The sequence below is a fragment of the Parapedomonas caeni genome, from assembly GCF_041060555.1.
Classification (GTDB): Bacteria; Pseudomonadota; Alphaproteobacteria; order Sphingomonadales; family Sphingomonadaceae; genus CAUJIW01.
The window spans coordinates 1-19062 of sequence record NZ_JBEUDS010000016.1 but is presented as its reverse complement, the minus strand read 5'-3'; the positions used below and the strand labels follow the sequence as shown (position 1 = coordinate 19062).

Sequence of the window (19062 nt, the reverse complement as noted above, 5' to 3'; positions counted from 1 at the left end):
CTTCGCTTCTCGCTGCTTCACGCCTTCTGCGTGTTTCAGGCTGCCTGGACCCGTTCGGTCTCGGGCAGCAGTGCATTCAGTTGTGATTCCAGATGAACCGGATGTTCGCCCCGGCCAAGCGCCGCCGCCGCCGAGGCGCACAGCAGATGAAAACCGCGTTCGCTCGCGGCCTGTGCCTGCACCCGCGCCGCCATCGGCAGCAGCAGGACATGGGCCAGGATCGCGCCGTACAGAGTGGTGAGCAGGGCCAGCGCCAGGCTGGGGCCCAGCTGGGCCGGGTCGGCCATGCGCCCCAGCATCTGCACCAGGCCGATGATGGTGCCGATCAGCCCCATTGCCGGTGCGACGTCGGCCGCGCGCTGCAGCACCGCCGCCAGGCGCAGGCGCCGCTGTTCGGCGGCGTCCGCCTCGGCCAGCAGCAGCTTCTCGATGACGTCCGGCGCCAGCCCGTCGAGCACCAGGCCGAGCGCCCGTTGCAGGAAGGGCAGCTGCCGGAAACCGTGGCGGGCATTTTCCAGGCAGACCACGCCGTCGCGACGCACACGGCCGGCCAGCTCCAGCAACTGCCGGGCGACCCGCCGCTGGTCGATGCTGACGTCGCGAAAGAGGTCGCGCAGGCCGTCCGCGATGTCGCGCCAGTCGCCCTGCCGCACGCCGGTCGCCGTCACGGTCAGCGTGCCGAGGATCACCAGCAGCGCCGAAACGCCGCTGACGAACGCACCCGGCTCGCCCCCCAGCACCACGCTGAGAGCGACAAGGGCAACCGAGGCCAGCAGGAACACCAGTCCCAGCATCAGAGGCGGTCCGCCTTGACGATCTCGGTCATGGTGACGCCCAGATGCTCATCCACCAACACTACCTCGCCACGTGCCACCAGCCGGTTGTTGACGTAGATGTCGATGGCCTCGCCGACCCGACGGTCGAGCTCGACCACGGCCCCCGGCGCCAGCTTGAGCAACTGGCTGACTTCCATTGACGCCTTGCCGAGCACCGCCTGCACCTTGACGGGGACGTCGAATACCGATTCCAGCTCGGCGGCGGTGTGCACTTCCTGTTCGTCCGGCGCGCCGGCCATGCTCATGCCGCCTTCGGGCATCGGCGCGTTGGTGAGGTCATCAAGCGACACCGGGTTCGTGGGTTCGTCAGGATGGGCCATTATGCGTGTCCTTCGGCTGGAACATGGTGCAGGCCGGCGATGAAGGCCTCGACCTGGGCGCGGACCTGGGCGGCGCGGTCAGCGACGCGGGCCTCGACGCCGCCATCAGGCCATTCGATCAGGCAATCGCCGGGGCTGAGCGCCGGATCGGCAAGGAAAATCAGGCGGCCCTGGAAGCCATATGAGGCTGCCATCTGTTCCACCCGCGTGCGGGTGGCATCCAGCAGGGCATCGGCGACCCGGATGACCAGGCGCGGTTCGCTGGCGTGCTCGTTGAGCACCGTATAGACCAGCTGATCGAGTGCCGCATGGAGGTTGCGTTCCAGCGTGACGCCGGCAATCGCGGTGGCCATGGCATGGGTCAGCGCGGTCGCCTCGGCGATCAGCTCGCGCTTGACCTGGGCCAGCTGCTCGAACACGCCGGCGAAATTGCCGCCCATGGCGTTGAGGCTGGCCAGCGTCGCCGCCTCGATTTCCTGCAACGCCTGGGCGCGACCCTGCTCGAACCCCTCCGCCCTCGCGGCGGCGGCAGTGGCCGCCAGCTCGTCGCGGTGCCGCGCCTCGGTCTGCGCCGCGGCTTCGCCGGCGCCGCCGTCGAAGGCCTTGTCGAAGGTGAAGGGAACAACTTTCACGGAACGCCTCAATACACCAGTTCGTCCTCGCCCTTGTTGTCGGCAAGGACGATTTCACCCGAATCCGCCAGGTTCTTGGCGGCGTTGACCATGTACTGCTGGGCCTCGTCGACATCGCGCAGGCGCACCGGACCCATGGCTTCCATGTCCTCGCGCAGGATCTTGGCGGCGCGTTCCGACATGTTGGAGAAGAACAGGTCGCGCAGTTTGTCCGAGGCGCCCTTGAGCGCCATGCCGAGCTTGTCCTTCTCGACATTGCGCAGCAGCGTCTGCACGCCGCCGGGGTCGAGGCGACCGAGATCCTCGAAGGTGAACATCAGCGCCCGGATCTTCTCCGCGGAGTCGCGGTTGCGTTCCTCCAGCGCGGTCAGGAAGCGATCTTCCGACGAGCGGTCGAGATAGTTGAAGATGTCGGCGATGGTTTCGTGGCTGTCCTTGCGGCTGGTGCGCGCGAGGTTGGACATGAACTCGACGCGCAGCGTCTGCTCCACCTTGTCGAGAATGTCCTTCTGCACCGCCTCCATGCGCAGCATGCGCATCACCACTTCCATGGCGAAATCCTCCGGCAGCGCGCCCAGAACCCGCGCGGCGTGCTCCGGCTTGATCTTCTGGAGCACCACGGCGACGGTCTGGGGATATTCGTTCTTCAGGTAGGCGGCCAGCACCTGCTCGTTCACGTTGCCGAGCTTGTCCCACATGGTGCGGCCGGCGGGGCCGCGGATTTCGTCCATGATCTGCTGCACGCGGTCGCGCGGCAGGATGCCGGCCAGCACCCGCTCGGTGCTCTCGTAGGAGCCATAGAGCGAGCCCACCGCGGAAACTTCCGACGCGAAGTGGACGAACAGTTTCTCGACAAGCTGCGCCTTGACGTTGCCGAGCAGCGACATGGCGGCGGAGAGTTCCTTCACCTCGTCTTCGGTCAGCTGTTCCCAGATCGGCTTGCCGTATTCCTGGCCCAACGCCAGCATGAAGGTGGCGGCCTTCTCGATTCCGGTCATGCGATTGATTTCGGCCAGATCGACGGCATTCATGTTGCTGGACATTACGAGTACATCCACTGACGAACGATTGCTGCGGATTCAACGGGGCTGCGCTGGACAACCTCGCCCACTTTCTTGAGCGCGTTGGACTTCACCCGGCCCTCGATCTGGGCGACATCGATCTCGGCCTCGATCGGCAGGATACCGTTGTTGGTCTCGCGCACCACCTGGATCTGCTTCAGGGCGATTTCGTCACCAGCGGCGGCCCGCTCCAGCAGATCCGCGGTCAGCTGGCCATTGTCGGGCGGTGCCAGCGCCAGGCGCTCCTCGGGGCTGCCGAGCTGGGGCATGCCGCCGGGCATCCCGAGAGCTGGCGCCATCTGGCCGCCGTTGTCGTCGCCGACGGCGCCTGCCCGGCCGGCGCGCAGCATCGGCCGGACGATCAGGAAGAAGGCGAGCAGGCCGATCAGGCCGATGACCAGGGTCTGGGCCACCGTCATCACATCGCTGACCTCAAGCCCCAGCGGCAGACTGCTGCCCGCCTCGGCGCCGGCCATGTCGTCGGTGACGAACTGCAGATTTTCCACGACAACGCTGTCGCCACGTTCGGCGTCGTAGCCGATGGCGTTCTGTACCAGGCGGGTGATCTTCTCCAGTTCCTGCGCCGAGCGCGGGGCGTAGGTTGTCTTGCCGTCCGCGCCCGTGGTGTAGGTGCCATCGACCATCACCGCCACCGACAGCCGCTTGACGGCGCCGGCATCACGCACGGTGGTCGTGCGGGTGCGGGAGTTCTGGTAGTCGACCTGCTCCGACGATTCGTTGGCGGCCGAGGTCGAACGGGCGCCGCCCGCGGCATCGGTCTCGGCCTGGGTCTCGGGCAGGTTGTTGGCGACGGTCACGGGGCCGCCATTCTCCGAGTCGCTGTTCTGCTGGCCGCTTTCCACCGTGGTCGAGCGCAGGACCACCTGGCTGTCGGGGTCGAAGACTTCCGCTTCCTGGCGTACGGTCTCGATATCGAGGGTGGCGGCAATCTCGGCGCGCACCTTGCCGGGGCCGACAATGCGCTCCAGCATGGTCTCGACGTCCGAGCGCAGGCGCGCTTCCATCGCCACGCGCCGCTCCTCCAGGCCCGAGGCGGCGGACGCGACATCGCCGTTCCCGGATTGGGCAAGCAGGGTGCCGGTCTGGTCGACGATGGAGATGCGGCCGGGTTCGAGATCAGCCACCGAGGCGGCAACGAGGTTGCGGATGGCGTCGACCTGGGCCGCGGTCAGCCGGCCGCGCGTTTTCAGCGTGATGGCGGCGGATGGCTTGCGCTGTTCGCGATCGAACAGCTGGCGCTGTGGGATGGAGAGGTGAACCCTTGCCTTCGACACCGCGCTCAGGCTGGCGATGGAGCGGGACAGCTCCCCCTCGATGGCGCGGACGTGATTGACGTTCTGGAGGAAGGCCGTGGTGCCCAGCGCGTCCTGCTTGTCGAGCAGTTCATAGCCGATCTGGCCGGTCATCTGCTCGGCGGCAAGGCTCATACGCAACTCGGCCAGCCGGCTCGCCGGGGCCATGACGCCCGTGCCGTCGGGGGTCAACCGGAAGGGCACATCCATGCCCTTGAGCTTGTCGGTGATGGCCTGGGCCTGGGCCGGCTCAAGGTCGGTAAACAGCAGCCCCATGTTCGGCGAGGTCGCGCGCATCGACAGCGCGACCAGGCCGGCGATCAGCGCCAGCGAGATGACACCCATGGCCGCGGCGCGGCGCATGCCGAAGGTGTTCAGGAGCGTGCGTAGGCTGTCCAAGACCGTCATCCCCGCGATGCGACTTCGGATGGCCCACTGGGACCATCAGGCGATTACGGGGTCAGGCTAGGGTCAACGCGGTGAACAAGTGGTAAACAGGCGGGAAAATTTTGCCGGGTTGTCTGTGTCAGAACGGGACGGTCGCCCGGCGACCGTCCCGTCATGAACGTCGGCCTCAGGATCGGCCGATGACCGTCCGGTAATGTTGGACGCGGGTAACCCGCAGGCCCGGCATGCCGTTCTTCTCGACGGCACGCTGCCAGGACAGATATTCCTCGACCGAGAGATTGTAGCGTCCGCACGCTTCCTCGATGGTCAACAGTCCGCCCTTCACAGCTGCCACGACCTCGGCCTTGCGGCGCACGACCCAGCGGGTGGTGTCTGCCGGTGGCAGGTTGTCGAGACTCAGCGGCTCGCCGAGAGGGCCGATTACCGCTTGGGGACGGAATTTCTGGTTTTCCATCATCTTTTTTCTACTCCACTCCGCACCAGCTCCCTGATGATCGAAGCCTACAGGCAACCGGCCTAACGAAGGGCTAAGCGACGCGGTAAATGATAATGGCAAGGCAGTTGAACGTTGCCCTAACGCCCATGGTTAGCGTGGCCTTAATGTTTCAGGCCACGCCCGCCACGGGCTACCCGGCCTAGCGTTTCACCTGGTTCAGTTCGTTCAGCATTTCGTCGGCGGTGGTGATCACCTTGCTGGCCGCCGAGAAGGCCCGCTGGGTGGTGATCAGGCGGGTGAACTCGCTGGCCAGGTCGACCGTCGAGGCTTCCAGCGTCGAGGGTGCCACCGCGCCGCCGCCGCCCGTACCGGCTTCCACCAGTGAGAACTGGCCCGAGTAGTCCGACACCGTATAGGCGTTGCCCTGGGCTCGTTGCAGGCCGTCGGGGTTCTGGAAGGTCGCGATCGGCAGCTTGTACACCGCGCGGGTGAGACCGTTGTCGAACAGGGCGGTCACGACGCCGTCCTTGCCGATCGAGACGCCGGTGACGTTGCCGAACACCGCGCCGTTGACGTTCGAGGAGATCATGGTCGAGACGCTGTTGAACTGGGTGAGGCCGTCAACCTCGCCCGGGGTGCCGAAGTTGAACGAAATCTCGGAGTCGGCGGCGCCGCCGATCCAGTCCACGGTCACCGGATCGGGCAGGGTGGTGCTGTTCAGGCTGCCGTCGGTGTTGAAGGTGATGGTGCCGCTGCTGATCAGGCCGCCGTTGACGTCCGTGGGGTCGCCGTAGACTTCGACGTTCCATTCGTTGGCGTTGGCCGACTTCAGGAAGCTCATGGTCACGGTGTGGGCGCCGCCCTGGGCGTCGAACACCTGGATGTTGCGGGTGAAGTGCGGGGTGACGGTGCCGTCGGCCATGTCGCCGGCGGCGTAGGCGCCGGTGTAGGCGGTCTGGCTTGATTGCAGGTTGGCGCGGACGCGGACGCTGGAGGTCGCTTCCGCGGTACCGGTGAGGCCGGCGATGTTGATCGGCACCAGCGAGCCGACGTCGCCGTTGTTGACGAAGGTGCCGCCGGAGTTGAGCTGCCAGCCCATCAGATAGTGGCCGGCGGTGTTTTGCAGGAAGCCCAGCGCGTCGGGACGGAACGAGCCCGCGCGGGTGAACATCACGTCACCGGAAGTGTTCGGGTCGGCGCGCACGACGAAGAAACCGGCACCATCGATCGACAGGTCGGTGGACGAGGTGGAGGCCTGAAGCAGGCCCTGCTGGCCGATCATGTTGCGCGGCTTGGCGGCGACACCGCCCGGTGAATAGGCGTTGAGCGACGAGGTTTCGGTCACCAGCGTCTTGAAATCGACGCCGGAGGCCTTGTAGCCGACCGTGTTCACGTTGGTGATGTTGTCGGAAATGATGCCGAGCGCGGTCGAGTTGGCGGAGAGGCCGGAAACGCCGGAATAGAGGGCTGCGTACAAGCTCATGGGGTTTCTCCTGGGGGCAATCTGTGCGGGATTGAAGGGATCAGTTCGCGGTTTCGCTGTCGGTGTCGGTGGTTGCGGCGGCGGTCTGGGTCATGTCCATGACCGCGACCACCTGGCTTGGGTCGATGGCCAGGCCGTCGACCACCAGACTCACCGAGCCGCTGTCGACGCCGACGCCATCGACCTTGGCGCGGATATAGATGCCGGTGTCGATGTCACCGCCGCTGCCGGTCGTGGCAGTGACAGCGAGCTGGTAGACACCGTCGGGCAGGGCGTTGCCATTGGCATCGCGGCCGTCCCAGGCGAAGTCGTGCCGGCCGGCTTCCGTGTCGCCGGTGGTTTCAAACACCTTGGTGCCCTTGTCGTTGTAGATGGTCAGCTTGGTTTCGGCGGCGGCGGCGCCCAGCGTGTAGGTCCAGGCGGCGCCGTCATCATCGAGCGAGGCGTAGTCGGATGCCGCGACCACTTCCTTGCCGATGTAGCTGGTGGCATTGGAGAGGTTCGATGACTGGAACAGGCTGATGAGCGATTCCAGGTTCTTGTTGGTCTGGATGCTCTGCTCGACCGACGTGAACTGCACCAGCTGCTGGGTGAACTGGTTGGTGTCCATCGGCGACAGCGGATCCTGATACTGCAACTGCGTGGTCAGCAGCTTCAGGAAGGTGTCGAAATTCTCGGCCAGCTTGGCGGTCGACGCGCCGGAGGCCGTTGTCGCTGCGCTCGTCGAGGTCGATGTGGCTGTAACGGTCATGATGTCCTCACGCGAAAACGTCGAGCAGGCCAGTGGCGCTGCGGGGGGCGGGCGCCGGCGTCGCGGCTACCTGCGGTTCACCGGCGTTCTGGCCGGTCCAGTCCGACGCGGCGGCGGTCTGGCGGCTGCCGGACTGCTGCTGGTTCGGCTGTCCATCCTGCTGGCGCAGGTTGAAGCTGAGCGAGCCGCTGTCGGTCTTGAGGCCGGCGTCGGTCAGCGCCCGCTCCAGTGTCGAGGCATCGCGCCGCAGCAGGTCGTAGGTCGAGGCGTTGTCGGCGGAGACGGTGGCTTCGACCTTGCCGTTCTCGGAGACATGCAGCTTGACCTCGATCCGGCCCAGCTCGGCGGGGTCGAGGCGCAGGGTGAATTCGGTCTTGCCGGCGGCGGCATGGCGGGAGATCGCCACGCCCACTGAGTCCGACAGACTGGAGTCGTTATGCACGCGCACCGCGTGTTCCGGGGTGGTGCTGGCCTGGGTGGAGGCCTGGGCGGCACGCGCGGCCTCGGCGCCGGTGGCGGCGGCGCCCGGCGGACTGACGGCGGCGTTGCCGGTGCCGCTGTCAGTGCCGACGGCTGTCGTTTCGCGGCCGCGGTTCTGGCCAGCGGTCTGCTCCAGGCCGGAGGCCAGGCTTTCCAGCGACGACCGGCCGCCGGCGCTGGCATCCGTGGTGGTGCTGCCGGTCATCGTGGGCGCCGACGCGCTGCTGGCAGCGTCGTCATCGGTTGCGTCGCGGGCAGCGGCATAATCCTTGAGTGCCGGTGGCGGGGCCTTGCCCGGCTCGGCCGGTGGTGCCGCGACGTCGCTGGTACCGGTCGCGGCGTCGCCGGCGGTGAGTGCGGCGTCGCCGCCGATGGCGGGGGTCTGGCGCGGGCTGGTGTCGATGGCGATGTCGGTGTTGTTCGGTTCGGCCTGCACCGGCGTTTCGATGGCGGGCGGCAGCGCGAAGGCAATCACCGGGGATGCCTTGGGCTCCGGCGGCGGGGTTGGCGTTGGCACCTGTGCGGCCAGGGCGGCGGTGTCGGCTGACGTGTCGTCGCCGTCGCTCAGCGTCTCCTTGGCGGACGCCTTGTCGGCCATGGCGACCTCGACGGCTTTCGTGGTGTCATCGCGTGCCGGCGTCGCGGCAATTTCTGCCGGCGCGGTGCTGACCATGGCGTCGGTCGTCCGCGTGCGTGTCTCGGCTGCGGTCGCCGGCGCACCATGATCGGGGGCCGGCTTGCCTGCCTTCCCGGCAGGCGCGGGCTCGGCGGGCGGCGCGGCCGCGATGCCGGCATTCGCGGTGGTGACGACGGACGCCGTGGCCGGAGGCTCTGTCGCCTGGCTCGCGGGGTCTTTGGCGGTGCTGACGGAAGCCGGCGCGACATCAGGCGACGCGGGTGCCGTCGTGGTGGCATCGACGCTGCCGGTCGCGGCGTCGGCTGGACTTGCTGCGGCCGTTGTCGGCGCGGCCTCGGGCGCGCTGTTGATGATGATCGGCTGGTTGCGGGCATCGACACCCAGCAGGGTGGTGGGCCACGCGACATCGCCGGTGCCGGCGACGGTTTCAGCCGGGCTGGCGCCGCCGCCCGTGCCCGCCGCGGCGGTGTCGCCGGCGGCCAGACTGGCCAGCAGGGCCTCGAAGCCACCGGCGCTGCCCGTGCCGCCAGCGGTCGGCCGGGCAGTGCCGGGGGTGCCGCCGAGGGCGGGGCTGATGGCGGACGAGGTGGTGTTCAGGCTCATGCTGGCTCCAGAAAACGCGGATCGCCAGAACCTTACGCAAGCATCGGGCCAAGTTTGGCGATCATGCTATCACCTTGTTTTTTCTTGGTCTGATCAGGGTGGCAGGCGCGCCGTCGTTGTCTGCCAGGGGCTCACCCGGCAAGGTGCGCCGGGCGCGGGCGGAGAAATTTGCCGGGGCGGCCCTTGTGATGACGGGGTGCGCGCGCTACCTCGCCGGCCATGGATGTTGATCTCGGTATCGCCAGGCCCCGCAGCGAGACCCGCGTCGTCGTGGCGATGTCGGGCGGCGTCGACTCGTCGGTGGTCGCCGCCCTGCTGAAGGACCAGGGCTATGACGTGGTCGGCATCACGCTGCAGCTTTACGACCACGGCGTGGCGGTGGGGCGCTCGGGGGCCTGCTGCGCCGGCACCGACATTCACGACGCGCGTACGGTCGCCGGGCGGCTGGGCATTCCGCATTATGTGCTCGACTATGAAAGCCGGTTCCGTGACGCGGTGATGGAGGATTTCGCCGACAGCTATCTGCGCGGCGAGACACCGATCCCCTGCGTCCAGTGCAATGCCGAGGTCAAGTTCAAGGATCTGCTGGAGACCGCGCGCGACCTCGGCGCCGATTGCCTGGCCACCGGGCATTATGTGCAGCGCTTCATGGGTACACACGGCGCCGAGATGCATCGCGCCGTCGATCCCGCGCGCGACCAGAGCTACTTCCTGTTCGCGACCACCGCCGCCCAGCTCGACTTCCTGCGCTTCCCGCTGGGCGGGCTGCACAAGCCGGCGGTGCGCGACCTGGCGGCGCGCTTCGGGCTGGCGGTCGCCGACAAGCCGGACAGCCAGGACATCTGCTTCGTGCCGCAGGGCCGTTATGTCGACGTGGTGCAGAAGCTGCGTCCCGGCGCCGTCGAGCCGGGGGACATCGTCCACCTCGATGGCCGGGTGCTGGGCCGGCACAAGGGCGTGATCCATTTCACCGTCGGCCAGCGCAAGGGGCTGGATATCGGTGGCCTCGCCGAGCCGCTCTACGTGGTGCGGCTGGACGCCGCCCGCCGCCAGGTGGTGGTGGGGCCGCGCGAGGCGTTGCTGACCGCCAGCCTGCGGCTGCGCCAGCCCAACTGGCTGGGCGGCCCGATCGGGCCGGATGGCGCGCCGGTGATGGTCCGGGTGCGGTCGGCCACCCGGCCGGTGCCGGCGCGGGTGTGGCTGGCGCCGGCGCCCGTGGTGGTGTTCTCTTCGCCCGAGGCCGGGGTGTCGCCGGGGCAGGCCTGCGTGTTCTACGACGGCGAGCGGATGCTGGGTGGCGGCTGGATCGCCGGCACCACGCCCGCCTATGCACCGCCATCGCCGACCCATGTCGCATGACGCTTGACGGCTCCCGGTGCTTGCCCGTATAGGGTCCGCCTTGCCTGACCGGGCGGCGGAGTAGCTCAGGTGGTTAGAGCAGCGGAATCATAATCCGCGTGTCGGGGGTTCGAGTCCCTCCTCCGCTACCATCCTTTTCTGAAATTAAGTCAGCATCTTGATGGCTGGATGGCTTCGTCTAACAACATGCGACTAGTGTTTCGTTCCGAGGGGTGCCGCTCGACTACTTCGCCAGCTACCAGGTCGAAGTAATGGCTCGCTACATGACAACCGCCCCGCAAGGCATTCTGGACTTCGGCGGGGGGGCATTGGTAGCATCCATTTCGATGCTCATGGAGTTCTGTCCAGGCAGCGCGATTCCCCTTTCCGACCCGTCCACCAAATCCCTTGAAGTTGCGAGATTGCGCTTCCTCGACCTTCCCGCAGCCCATATTGGCGCCCCGCCGTGTTCGAGGCATCAATACCGTCGATGGATGCCAAAATATCCACGGCGTTCGATTACAACCTCTCCTCCCGATATTGTATCGATCAACGTTCCGTGAAGGCATTTCCATCGGCAATCGGGCATTGCCAAACCATCGGTTCCAAGGGTCTGAGGCGCAAGGTCGCCACTAGATCGCGACCCAATTCCAGATTTCGGAACGTTGACGCGACCATCTGAGGTGACCGGTCGCGGCGAATTAGCCTTCGACTGACATCCGTTCGCAGACGAGACGAAAAGGTTAATAACCGCGTCAGTCAGGGGCGCTAATAGTTGAATTGTTTGGGTTATATTGGCTGTGCGCAAGATGGTTTTCTGACTAGCTAAAGATTCACGGGGGTGCTAGTTTCCACCGACGTTGTGATGGGAAGCTTTGGTCAATGTATTCAGGGCCCCAGACATGACGCGACAGTAGATCGTAATGGGAGAGGATTTATGAAAGTGAGAAACGCGCTACACCTTGGTGTGCCCGCGTTGGTGATCGCTGCTGCAATGACGTCGCCTGCTTTGGCCGCTGCTGCACAGGATTCGCCGGAGGCTGAAAGTTCGGCCAGAGTAGGGGAAATCAAAGAGATCGTCGTTACGGCGCAGAAACGTGCCGAACGTGTTAACGACATCGGTATGTCGATCCAGGCGATCGGCAGTGACGACCTGACAAAGCTTGGCGTCATCGATACTGCAGACCTTTCGAAGATCACGCCCGGTTTCACGGCGGCTTACGGCACGATTTACACCATCCGTGGTATCGGTTTCCTGGACACCTCGCTCGCCGGGTCTCCGACCGTCAGCCTGTATGTCAACGAAGTACCGCTGCCCTATTCCATCCTGGCGACCGGCCCCTCGCTCGATCTTGAGCGTGTCGAAGTTCTGAAGGGTCCGCAGGGCATTCTGTTCGGTAACAACGCCACGGGCGGTGCGATCAACTTCATCGCCGCCAAGCCTACCGATGATTTCTCGGTCGGCGCAAAGATCAGCTATGGCCGTTTCGACAGCCTGGATGCTGAAGGCTTCATTTCCGGACCGATCAGCGACAACGTCGGCTTCCGCGTGGCGGTTCGTCGTCAGTCGATGGACGATTGGCAGAAGGGCTATACGACGCCCCTGACATCGGGTCAGCGCGACGTCTGGATCGGCCGGGCGATGCTGGAGTTCGAACCGACCGAAACGTTCTCCGCACTGTTGAGCATTGGTGGCTGGAAGGACAAATCCGACACGCCGGTCGGCCAGTTCTTTGGCGTAGAGCCGCTCAACCCCACCAATGGTGTTGATCCGCGCATCATCGCCTATCCGCTGGCACCGCATAATCCGCGCGCTGCCGACCGTAGCGTGTGCGTCAACAACTCGATTTTCAACGAGCCGTTCAACCAGATTCCGGAACCCTTCGGATATTCGCCGGATCGTCCGACGACGGCGGAAAATTGTACCAGTCTCGCACGCGACAACACCTTCTATCAGTTCTTGTTGCGCATGGAGCTGGAACTGTCGCCGGACATCAAGTTGACGTCGCTGAGCTCGTATGAGCGCTTTGACCGCGACCAGCCGGCTGAAGGTGATGGCATCATCTATCAGAACTATGAGACGCAGTCGGAAGGCTACATCGACGTTCTGTATCAAGAACTTCGCCTCAGCGGTGAGTTCGGCAACGGCGGTAACTGGATCGTCGGCGCGAACTATGAACGTGACAAGACGTTCGATAGCTTCCTGGCGACCTTTAGTGGTTCGTCGTCCACCCCGGCGCTCGGCATCAACATGGGCCCGACGATGACGCAGAACCGTCAGACCACTGACACTTATGCGGTGTTCGGTAACGTGCAGGTGCCGCTCAGCGATCAGATCACCGTCTATGGCGGCCTCCGCTATACGTCCGTCAAGAAGGACTATATCGGTTGCGGTTACGACGGCGGCGACGGTACCTGGGCAGCGATTTCGAAGCTGCTCCAGGATTATTTGGCGTATATCTATGGATATACGCCCGCGGGTGTCGATGTCGGGCCGTTCGGTTGCGCCACGACGGGGCCGGCACCGACCTATAATCCGCTTCCGGCCGGTTTCCCGGACGAGCTGAACGAAGATAACGTATCGTTCCGCGCGGGTATCGACTTCAGGCCGGTTCAGGATACGCTGCTCTACGCCAACGTTAGCCGCGGCTATAAGGCAGGCGTGTTCCCGACGGTTGCGACCAGTTCCTTCGTTCAGCTGGAACCGGCGCGGCAGGAACAGCTTACCGCCTATGAAATCGGCGCCAAGAGCACTCTGTTTGATCGCAGGCTGCAACTGAACGGCGCGGTTTTCTACTACGACTACAAGGACAAGCAGATCCTCGGCGCGCTTAACGACCTGGTCTTCGGTGCGTTGCCGGCTCTCGTGAACGTGCCGAAATCGGACGTTAAGGGCTTCGAACTTTCGGTTGTCGCGAGCCCGACGCCTGCCTTGCAGTTCTCCGGTGGTGTCAGCTACGCCAAGAGCCGGGTGAAGGGGGATTATTTCGACTTTGACCCGTTCGGACGTCTGGCCAACTTCAAGGGTCAGCCGTTCCCGAGCGCTCCGCCATGGAGTGGCTTCGTCGACGCTCAGTACAATTTCCCGCTGGGTAATCTGGAAGGCTATGTTGGTGGTACTGTCAACTATCAGGACAAGACCAACAGCTTCTTCTACGTCACCGATCCCGAGGCTGACCCGCCGGGGGATATTCTGGAGCAGAAGGCCCGTACGCTGGTCGATCTCCGCGCCGGTATCGAGAAAGACAACTGGTCCCTGCAAATCTGGGGTCGCAACGTCTTCAACAAATGGTACTGGGACGGTGCTAAACACGTGCAGGACGTGGTGCTCCGCTACACCGGCATGCCGGCAACTTACGGCATGACGTTCAGCTGGAAGATGTAATCGCGTAATCGGTAGTTAGTCCCCGGGGACCATTGCTTTGTTGCATGGCTCCCCGGGGACTTTCTCCGTCTCTTGTCGGCCCCTCGCTCAAATGGGAGCATGGGGTGCCTGACCTTACCGCCATCGGAATCTGTCGGAGCGTGGCTCCTTCGCCCGTGGGCATGGCGCACGGTGTTTTCTGAACATCCCTGTTGATCTTGCGGCCTGATTCGTCGGATCAAGGGCCATGGTTTCACGCCCTCTCCTGCTTGCCGTTGCATTATCTGCATCTATTGTCGTCGGAGCTTATGCTTGGTCGCAGCGGTGTGTTCATTGCCCCGCCGATCCGGGCGAACTGCTTGTGGCACATGCGGGGGGGGGTATCCGAGCGGCATCTACGCCAATGATGAGGCGTCACTAGATGCGGCCAAAGCCAACGGTTTCAAACTGATAGAGCTGGATTTCGCGCAAGAGGGGGACACTCTCGTCCTTCAGCATGACCTTTCCAAACCGGTCGCGATGTCGCTCGACGATCTTATCCGCTGGCTCGACCGGAACCCCGGTCCGAAGATCATAACAGACATAAAGAGTGACAATCTGGCCGGGCTGGCAATCTTGAAGGCAGCGGCGGGCGATCATCTCGAACGCTTCATCCCCCAGATTTACAGCCTGGATGAATACACGCCGGTCATCGCTATGGGGTTTCAGGCGCCGATCTTTACCGTCTATCGCATCCGCCCCGGTGAGGAGCCTGTCGCGGAGGCAAACAAGCTGCCGCTTCGCGCCGTAACCATGCCGGCAGAGCGATATCAACTGGCCGATCGCGTGACGCATCCGGTCTATCTGCATACGTTGAACGAAAGGGTGCCGGGGTTCGGTCTATATACCGATTTCCTGATCCCTGATTGATACGACACGCGGGCAGAGGGCGATAGTGAAGTGGCGTTTTTGGTTGCTTTTAATACCCACTATCGGAATTTTAGGGTGTCAATCGGCGTTCAATCGGGACCCCCTATCGGCGCGCAAAAGGGACCCCGTTAGCGTTGCATAGATCGATCGACGTTGGGCGCGGGTTTCGCGCTGCTGGCGGCGTAGGAAGGGCGTAGCCCGACCGGAGGCGTCAGCAGCGCGAAGGCGTTTTTCTGATCGGGTCAGCTGCGGTTTTTGAAGCGCCAGCTGTCGTTGCCGGTCTCGACGATGTCGCAATGGTGGGTGATGCGGTCGAGCAGCGCGGTGGTCATCTTCGGGTCGCCGAACACGGTGGGCCACTCGCCGAAGGCGAGGTTGGTGGTGATGATGACCGAGGTCTGCTCGTAGAGCTTGCTGATCAGGTGGAACAAGAGCTGCCCGCCGGATCGGGCGAACGGCAGATAACCCAGTTCATCGAGCACCACGAGATCGAGTCGGCTGAGCTGGGCGGCGATGGATCCGGCTTTGCCGATACGCGCCTCTTCCTCGAGCCGGGTGACGAGATCGACCGTGTTGAAGTAGCGCCCACGGGCACCGACACGCACGACGCTGGCGGTGATTGCGGTGGCCAGATGGGTCTTGCCCGTCCCTGTGCCGCCGATGAGCACGATGTTGCGGCGACCGGGCAGGAACGAACCTGCGTGCAGGGAACGCACCAGCCCTTCGTTGATAGGGGTGCCCTCGAACACGAAGGCATCGAGGTCCTTGATTACAGGCAGCTTGGCCGCGGTCATGCGGTAGCGGATCGAGGCAGCATGACGATGCGCTGCTTCTGCCCGCAGCAGGTCGGTCAGGATCTCGTTGGTCGTGCGCTTGCGCTGCAGCCCGGTGGTTACCGCCTCGTCGAAGGCTCCTGCCATGCCCTTGAGGCCGAGCGCGCGCATCGCCTCGATCATTTCATGCCGCTGCATTGAAGCCTCGCACCGTATCGTAGCGCGCGCAGTCCGCGATCGGCGGGTGACTGAGCTTGAGATCAACGACCACGTCCAGAGTGCGCTCGGATGGCGGGTCCCGGTATCGGGCCAGGATGTTGAGGATCACCTCGTCGCTGACGGCCCCGTTATCGAGCGCTTCCCGGATCGCGGCCTCGACCGCTTCCAGACCATCGGTCATTACGGCTGCCAGTACGCGCACGAAGCGGCGGTCGGCTTCATCACCGCCGCCCAGCTTGCGCCGCAACCGCGTCAGTGCCGGTGGCAGGTCCCACCCCTGGAAGGGCGCGCCGTTCCGCAAAGCGCCGGGCTTGTTCGCCAGAACGGGCAGGTAATGCCAGGGATCATAGATCGTCCGGTCACGGCCGAAGTGCCGGGCATGCTCGGCGATTACCTCGTCGCCGAGGCGCACGACAATGCGGTCGGCATAGGCGCGGACCTGGACGGCCCGCCGCGCAGCCTTGGCCATGACTGAGTAGCGGTTGCGGTCGAAGCTGATCAGGCACGTGCCGGTCACGGCATGGGCGGTCTCGTGGAAGCCGTCGAAGGGCGCCAACATCGGCTGCAAGGCAGACCGTTCGAGGTCCAGCGCTTCGGCAACGGTCAGCTCCTTCTGCTCGGGATGCGCGTGCGTTGCGGCCCAGCGCAGGCACTCGGCCTCCAGCCACCCGTTGAGCTCCTCGATGCTGGCAAAGCGCAGGCGAGGCTGGAAGAACCGGCCCCGGATCGTCTGGACCTGATGTTCGACCTGACCCTTCTCCCATCCCGCCGCCGGCGAGCAAGCGGTCGGCTCGACCATGTAATGATCGGCCATGACCAGAAAGCGGCGGTTGAACACCCGCTCCTTGCCGACGAACACGGTGGTGACCGCGGTCTTCATGTTATCGTAGATGCCGCGCAGGGGAACGCCGCCAAAAAAGGCAAAGCCCCGGGCATGGGCGTCGAACACCATCTCCTGCGTCTCGCGCGGATAGGCCCGGACGTAGACAGCCCGCGACGCACACAGCCGCATCTGCGCCACCTTCACTCGCATCGGCTTGCCCGCGATCTCCACATCCTCGTGGCTCCAGTCGAACTGGTAGGCCTCGCCGGGCTTGAACATGAGCGGGATGAACGCGGGCGCCCCATCACCCGCATCCTTGCGCCTCGCTTCCGTCCAGCGCCGGGCGTAGCGCCGGACCGCGTCGTAGGATCCCTCGAACCCCTCACGGCACAGCAGATCATGGATCCGGGTCATGCGCAGCCGATCACGCCGGTGCCGGGCCTCGTTCTCCGCCAGCAGCGTGTCGAGCCGCTCCTGAAACGGCCCAAGCCGGGGCAGCGGTTGAACCGTGCGGCGATAATCGAACGCGCCTTCCGGCGCCCGGATCGCCTTGCGCACTACCTTGCGAGACAGCCGCAGATCGCGCGCAATCGCTTTGATCGCCTTCCCGCTCGCGTGCTCCCGCCGAATCCGAACAATCGTCTCCACCACCAACATCCCGATCTCACCACCTGGAAAACCAGGCGGTCAACTACACCATCAGAATGAAGGGTCCCTTTTAGACGCCGATCACCCCGCTAACGGGGTCCCTTTTGCACGCCGGTCCACATTCAAGAAGGAGCGTATCCAGATAGCGTTCAACCCGCTCTCTGGCCGCTTCGATGTGGCCGATGCGGCCATCAAGAAAGACCGGGCCTTCATCCCGGATATCTCGGTGCTGTGGAGGCCGGACTTCAAGGCTGGCGCGTTCCGCAAGGCGTTTCTCTCTCAACTCAAGGAAATCCGCGAGATTTCCGATGAGGAGGAAATGGCCATCGAAGATGCCATCGACCATCTTCGCAATCTGCCGAACTACAATTTCGTCGCACTGACACTGGCTTCGTCGGTCGATGAGGAGACCATTGCCGAAGTCTTCGTGCGCATCAACGGCAAGGGCAAGGCGCTCAACCAGGCCGACTTCATCATGACGCTGATGTCGGTGTTCTGGGAAGATGGCCGTGTCGAACTGGAGAACTTCTCGCTCCACGCCACCGTGCCGAGCGAAGGGCAGGCGTCGCCATACAACCATTTCATCAAGCCTTCTCCCGACCAGATGCTGCGCGCCACCGTAGGGCTGGCGCTGAAGCGGGCGAGGCTTGCCAATGTCTACAGCGCGTTGCGCGGCAAGGACGCGGCGACCGGCGTAGACAATCCCGACAAGCGCGAGGGTCAGTTCACCCTAATGCGCGAAGCGCAGGCGGCGGTTCTGAACCTCGCCAACTGGCACCATTTTCTCGATGCGCTCAAGCTGGCGGGATACCGTGGGCAGAAGATGGTCAGCTCGGAAGCGGCCATCATTTTCAGCTATGTGCTCTACCTCATCGGCATCCGGGACTACGGTATCGACCGCACCCGGATGCGGCAGGCCATCGCCGAATTCTACTTCATGGCATCGATGACGGGGCGATACACAAGTTCTCCCGAAACCCGGTTCGAAGCCGATCTTGGCCAGGTCCGCGATCTGGCAAGTGGTGAAGTGTTCGTCGCAAAACTCCGCGAGATTTGTGATACAACGCTGACCAATGATTACTGGGAAATCACGCTGCCCAGCCAGCTCGCGACTTCGGCGGCGCGCAGCCCGACGCTTTTCGCCTATCAGGCTTCGCTCATCATGTTGGATGCGCCTGCGCTTTTCAGCCCGCTCAAACTTGCGGCCATGGTTGATCCGGCGATCAAGGGATCGAAAGCATCGCTGGAGCAGCATCACCTGTTCCCGCGTGCCTATCTCGAAGCCCAAGGCGTCACCGATCTGAAGCTGATCAATCAGATTGCCAATTTCGCGCCGGTTGAATGGCCGGACAACATCAAGATCGGGAAGCAGCCTCCTGCGGAATATGTCCCGGCGATTGATTCCCAGATGACGGCTGCGGAACGGGAGCGCGTGTACGGTCTGCACGCCCTGCCGCACCTCTGGTGGGAACTGCCCTACGATCAGTTTCTGGTTGAGCGCCGCCTTCGCATGGCGCAGGTCGTCCGGCGCGCATGGGAGCGGTTGCGCGGTGACGCAGCTATTGAGGCCGTGTCGCCGCCCTCAGTCGCAGAGCTAATTGTGGGCGGCGAAACTGGTGCCGTGGAGTTCAAATCAACGCTCCGCATCAATTTACACACGGGCCAGCCCGACGAAAAGATGCATCTGTCGGCGCTCAAGACGATTGCAGGGTTTCTGAACGCCAAGGGCGGCACATTACTCATCGGGGTTGCTGATGATGGTGAGGTTCTCGGGATCAGCGCCGATGGTTTCCCGAACGAAGACAAGATGGGACTGCACCTCGTCAATCTCATCAAGGACCGGATCGGGGAAATTTTTCTGCCCTATGTCCATCCTCACTTCGATGACCAGCAAGGCGAGATGATCGGCCCCCACGGACGGGTCCAATTTGATTGTTAGTGCAATGATGGTCGTGGCGCCAGCGCGGGCGGCATCGCTGGTTGGGGTTGCAGGGCCGCCCGCGCGAATGCCGGGATGAAGACCTCCGG

The 19062-nt window shown here is 64.2% G+C and carries 15 protein-coding genes and 1 tRNA gene; 5 read left to right on the top strand and 11 right to left on the bottom strand.

The features are described from left to right. Nucleotides 1-35 precede the first annotated feature (35 nt). From ABU113_RS11450 to ABU113_RS11410, 9 genes are all read right to left on the bottom strand, one after another. Complete coding sequence (locus tag ABU113_RS11450; protein ID WP_454559635.1) at nt 36-794, bottom strand: motility protein A; 759 nt, start codon at nt 792-794, stop codon at nt 36-38. Next, nucleotides 794-1081, bottom strand: a complete 288-nt coding sequence (fliN, locus tag ABU113_RS11445; RefSeq protein ID WP_454559686.1) for a flagellar motor switch protein FliN — start codon at nt 1079-1081, stop codon at nt 794-796. The genes ABU113_RS11450 and fliN overlap by 1 nt, the downstream gene beginning before the upstream one ends. Before the next feature lie 74 nt (nt 1082-1155). Continuing rightward, nucleotides 1156-1788 carry a FliH/SctL family protein gene (locus tag ABU113_RS11440; RefSeq protein WP_454559634.1) on the bottom strand — a complete coding sequence of 211 codons (633 nt, stop codon included), beginning with the start codon at nt 1786-1788 and terminating at the stop codon, nt 1156-1158. A gap of 8 nt (nt 1789-1796) precedes the next feature. Continuing rightward, nucleotides 1797-2831, bottom strand: a complete 1035-nt coding sequence (fliG, locus tag ABU113_RS11435) for a flagellar motor switch protein FliG (protein WP_454559633.1) — start codon at nt 2829-2831, stop codon at nt 1797-1799. Then, the gene (gene fliF / locus ABU113_RS11430; RefSeq protein ID WP_454559632.1) at nt 2831-4525 is read right to left on the bottom strand and encodes a flagellar basal-body MS-ring/collar protein FliF; all 1695 of its coding nucleotides are present in this window, start codon (nt 4523-4525) and stop codon (nt 2831-2833) included. The genes fliG and fliF overlap by 1 nt, the downstream gene beginning before the upstream one ends. A gap of 211 nt (nt 4526-4736) precedes the next feature. After that, nucleotides 4737-5027: a CtrA inhibitor SciP gene (sciP, locus tag ABU113_RS11425; protein WP_454559631.1), complete on the bottom strand. Its 291-nt coding sequence runs from the start codon at nt 5025-5027 to the stop codon at nt 4737-4739. Nucleotides 5028-5205: 178 nt separating this feature from the next. Beyond that, nucleotides 5206-6489, bottom strand: coding sequence for a flagellar hook protein FlgE (gene flgE / locus ABU113_RS11420; RefSeq protein ID WP_454559630.1), 1284 nt, complete (start codon nt 6487-6489; stop codon nt 5206-5208). Between the two features lie 40 nt (nt 6490-6529). Then, nucleotides 6530-7240: a flagellar hook assembly protein FlgD gene (locus ABU113_RS11415; protein WP_454559629.1), complete on the bottom strand. Its 711-nt coding sequence runs from the start codon at nt 7238-7240 to the stop codon at nt 6530-6532. Nucleotides 7241-7247: 7 nt separating this feature from the next. Further along, complete coding sequence (locus ABU113_RS11410; protein WP_454559628.1) at nt 7248-8960, bottom strand: flagellar hook-length control protein FliK; 1713 nt, start codon at nt 8958-8960, stop codon at nt 7248-7250. Between the two features lie 219 nt (nt 8961-9179). Between ABU113_RS11410 and mnmA the strand changes: the two genes are divergently transcribed. The 4 genes from mnmA (at nt 9180) to ABU113_RS11390 (ending at nt 14571) form a co-directional block, all read left to right on the top strand. Further along, nucleotides 9180-10319 (top strand): tRNA 2-thiouridine(34) synthase MnmA, encoded by a 1140-nt coding sequence (gene mnmA, locus ABU113_RS11405; RefSeq protein ID WP_454559627.1) that lies wholly within the window; start codon nt 9180-9182, stop codon nt 10317-10319. Between the two features lie 54 nt (nt 10320-10373). After that, nucleotides 10374-10450: transfer RNA gene (locus ABU113_RS11400), tRNA-Met, on the top strand. A gap of 785 nt (nt 10451-11235) precedes the next feature. After that, the gene (locus ABU113_RS11395) at nt 11236-13683 is read left to right on the top strand and encodes a TonB-dependent receptor (protein WP_454559626.1); all 2448 of its coding nucleotides are present in this window, start codon (nt 11236-11238) and stop codon (nt 13681-13683) included. 291 nt (nt 13684-13974) lie between these two features. Continuing rightward, nucleotides 13975-14571, top strand: coding sequence for a hypothetical protein (locus ABU113_RS11390; protein WP_454559625.1), 597 nt, complete (start codon nt 13975-13977; stop codon nt 14569-14571). A gap of 242 nt (nt 14572-14813) precedes the next feature. Here ABU113_RS11390 and istB read toward each other — a convergent pair whose 3' ends face one another. Both istB and istA read right to left on the bottom strand, forming a co-directional pair. Further along, nucleotides 14814-15542 carry an IS21-like element helper ATPase IstB gene (istB, locus tag ABU113_RS11385; RefSeq protein ID WP_066842213.1) on the bottom strand — a complete coding sequence of 243 codons (729 nt, stop codon included), beginning with the start codon at nt 15540-15542 and terminating at the stop codon, nt 14814-14816. Beyond that, the gene (istA, locus tag ABU113_RS11380) at nt 15529-17043 is read right to left on the bottom strand and encodes an IS21 family transposase (protein ID WP_066843861.1); all 1515 of its coding nucleotides are present in this window, start codon (nt 17041-17043) and stop codon (nt 15529-15531) included. Before istA ends, istB begins: the two co-directional genes overlap by 14 nt. Before the next feature lie 166 nt (nt 17044-17209). Here istA and ABU113_RS11375 point away from each other — a divergent pair, with 166 nt between their 5' ends. Then, nucleotides 17210-18973, top strand: coding sequence for an RNA-binding domain-containing protein (locus tag ABU113_RS11375; protein ID WP_454559624.1), 1764 nt, complete (start codon nt 17210-17212; stop codon nt 18971-18973). Nucleotides 18974-19062 lie beyond the last annotated feature (89 nt).

Bases quoted from the DNA above. Each gene is read 5' to 3' on its own strand.
- ABU113_RS11450 (WP_454559635.1), bottom strand. From the start codon at position 794: ATGCTGGGACTGGTGTTCCTGCTGGCCTCGGTTGCCCTTGTCGCTCTC.
- fliN (WP_454559686.1), bottom strand. From the start codon at position 1,081: ATGAGCATGGCCGGCGCGCCGGACGAACAGGAAGTGCACACCGCCGCC.
- fliG (WP_454559633.1), bottom strand. From the start codon at position 2,831: ATGTCCAGCAACATGAATGCCGTCGATCTGGCCGAAATCAATCGCATG.
- fliF (WP_454559632.1), bottom strand. From the start codon at position 4,525: ATGCGCCGCGCCGCGGCCATGGGTGTCATCTCGCTGGCGCTGATCGCC.
- sciP (WP_454559631.1), bottom strand. From the start codon at position 5,027: ATGATGGAAAACCAGAAATTCCGTCCCCAAGCGGTAATCGGCCCTCTC.
- flgE (WP_454559630.1), bottom strand. From the start codon at position 6,489: ATGAGCTTGTACGCAGCCCTCTATTCCGGCGTTTCCGGCCTCTCCGCC.
- ABU113_RS11415 (WP_454559629.1), bottom strand. From the start codon at position 7,240: ATGACCGTTACAGCCACATCGACCTCGACGAGCGCAGCGACAACGGCC.
- ABU113_RS11410 (WP_454559628.1), bottom strand. From the start codon at position 8,960: ATGAGCCTGAACACCACCTCGTCCGCCATCAGCCCCGCCCTCGGCGGC.
- mnmA (WP_454559627.1), top strand. From the start codon at position 9,180: ATGGATGTTGATCTCGGTATCGCCAGGCCCCGCAGCGAGACCCGCGTC.
- ABU113_RS11395 (WP_454559626.1), top strand. From the start codon at position 11,236: ATGAAAGTGAGAAACGCGCTACACCTTGGTGTGCCCGCGTTGGTGATC.
- istB (WP_066842213.1), bottom strand. From the start codon at position 15,542: ATGCAGCGGCATGAAATGATCGAGGCGATGCGCGCGCTCGGCCTCAAG.
- istA (WP_066843861.1), bottom strand. From the start codon at position 17,043: ATGTTGGTGGTGGAGACGATTGTTCGGATTCGGCGGGAGCACGCGAGC.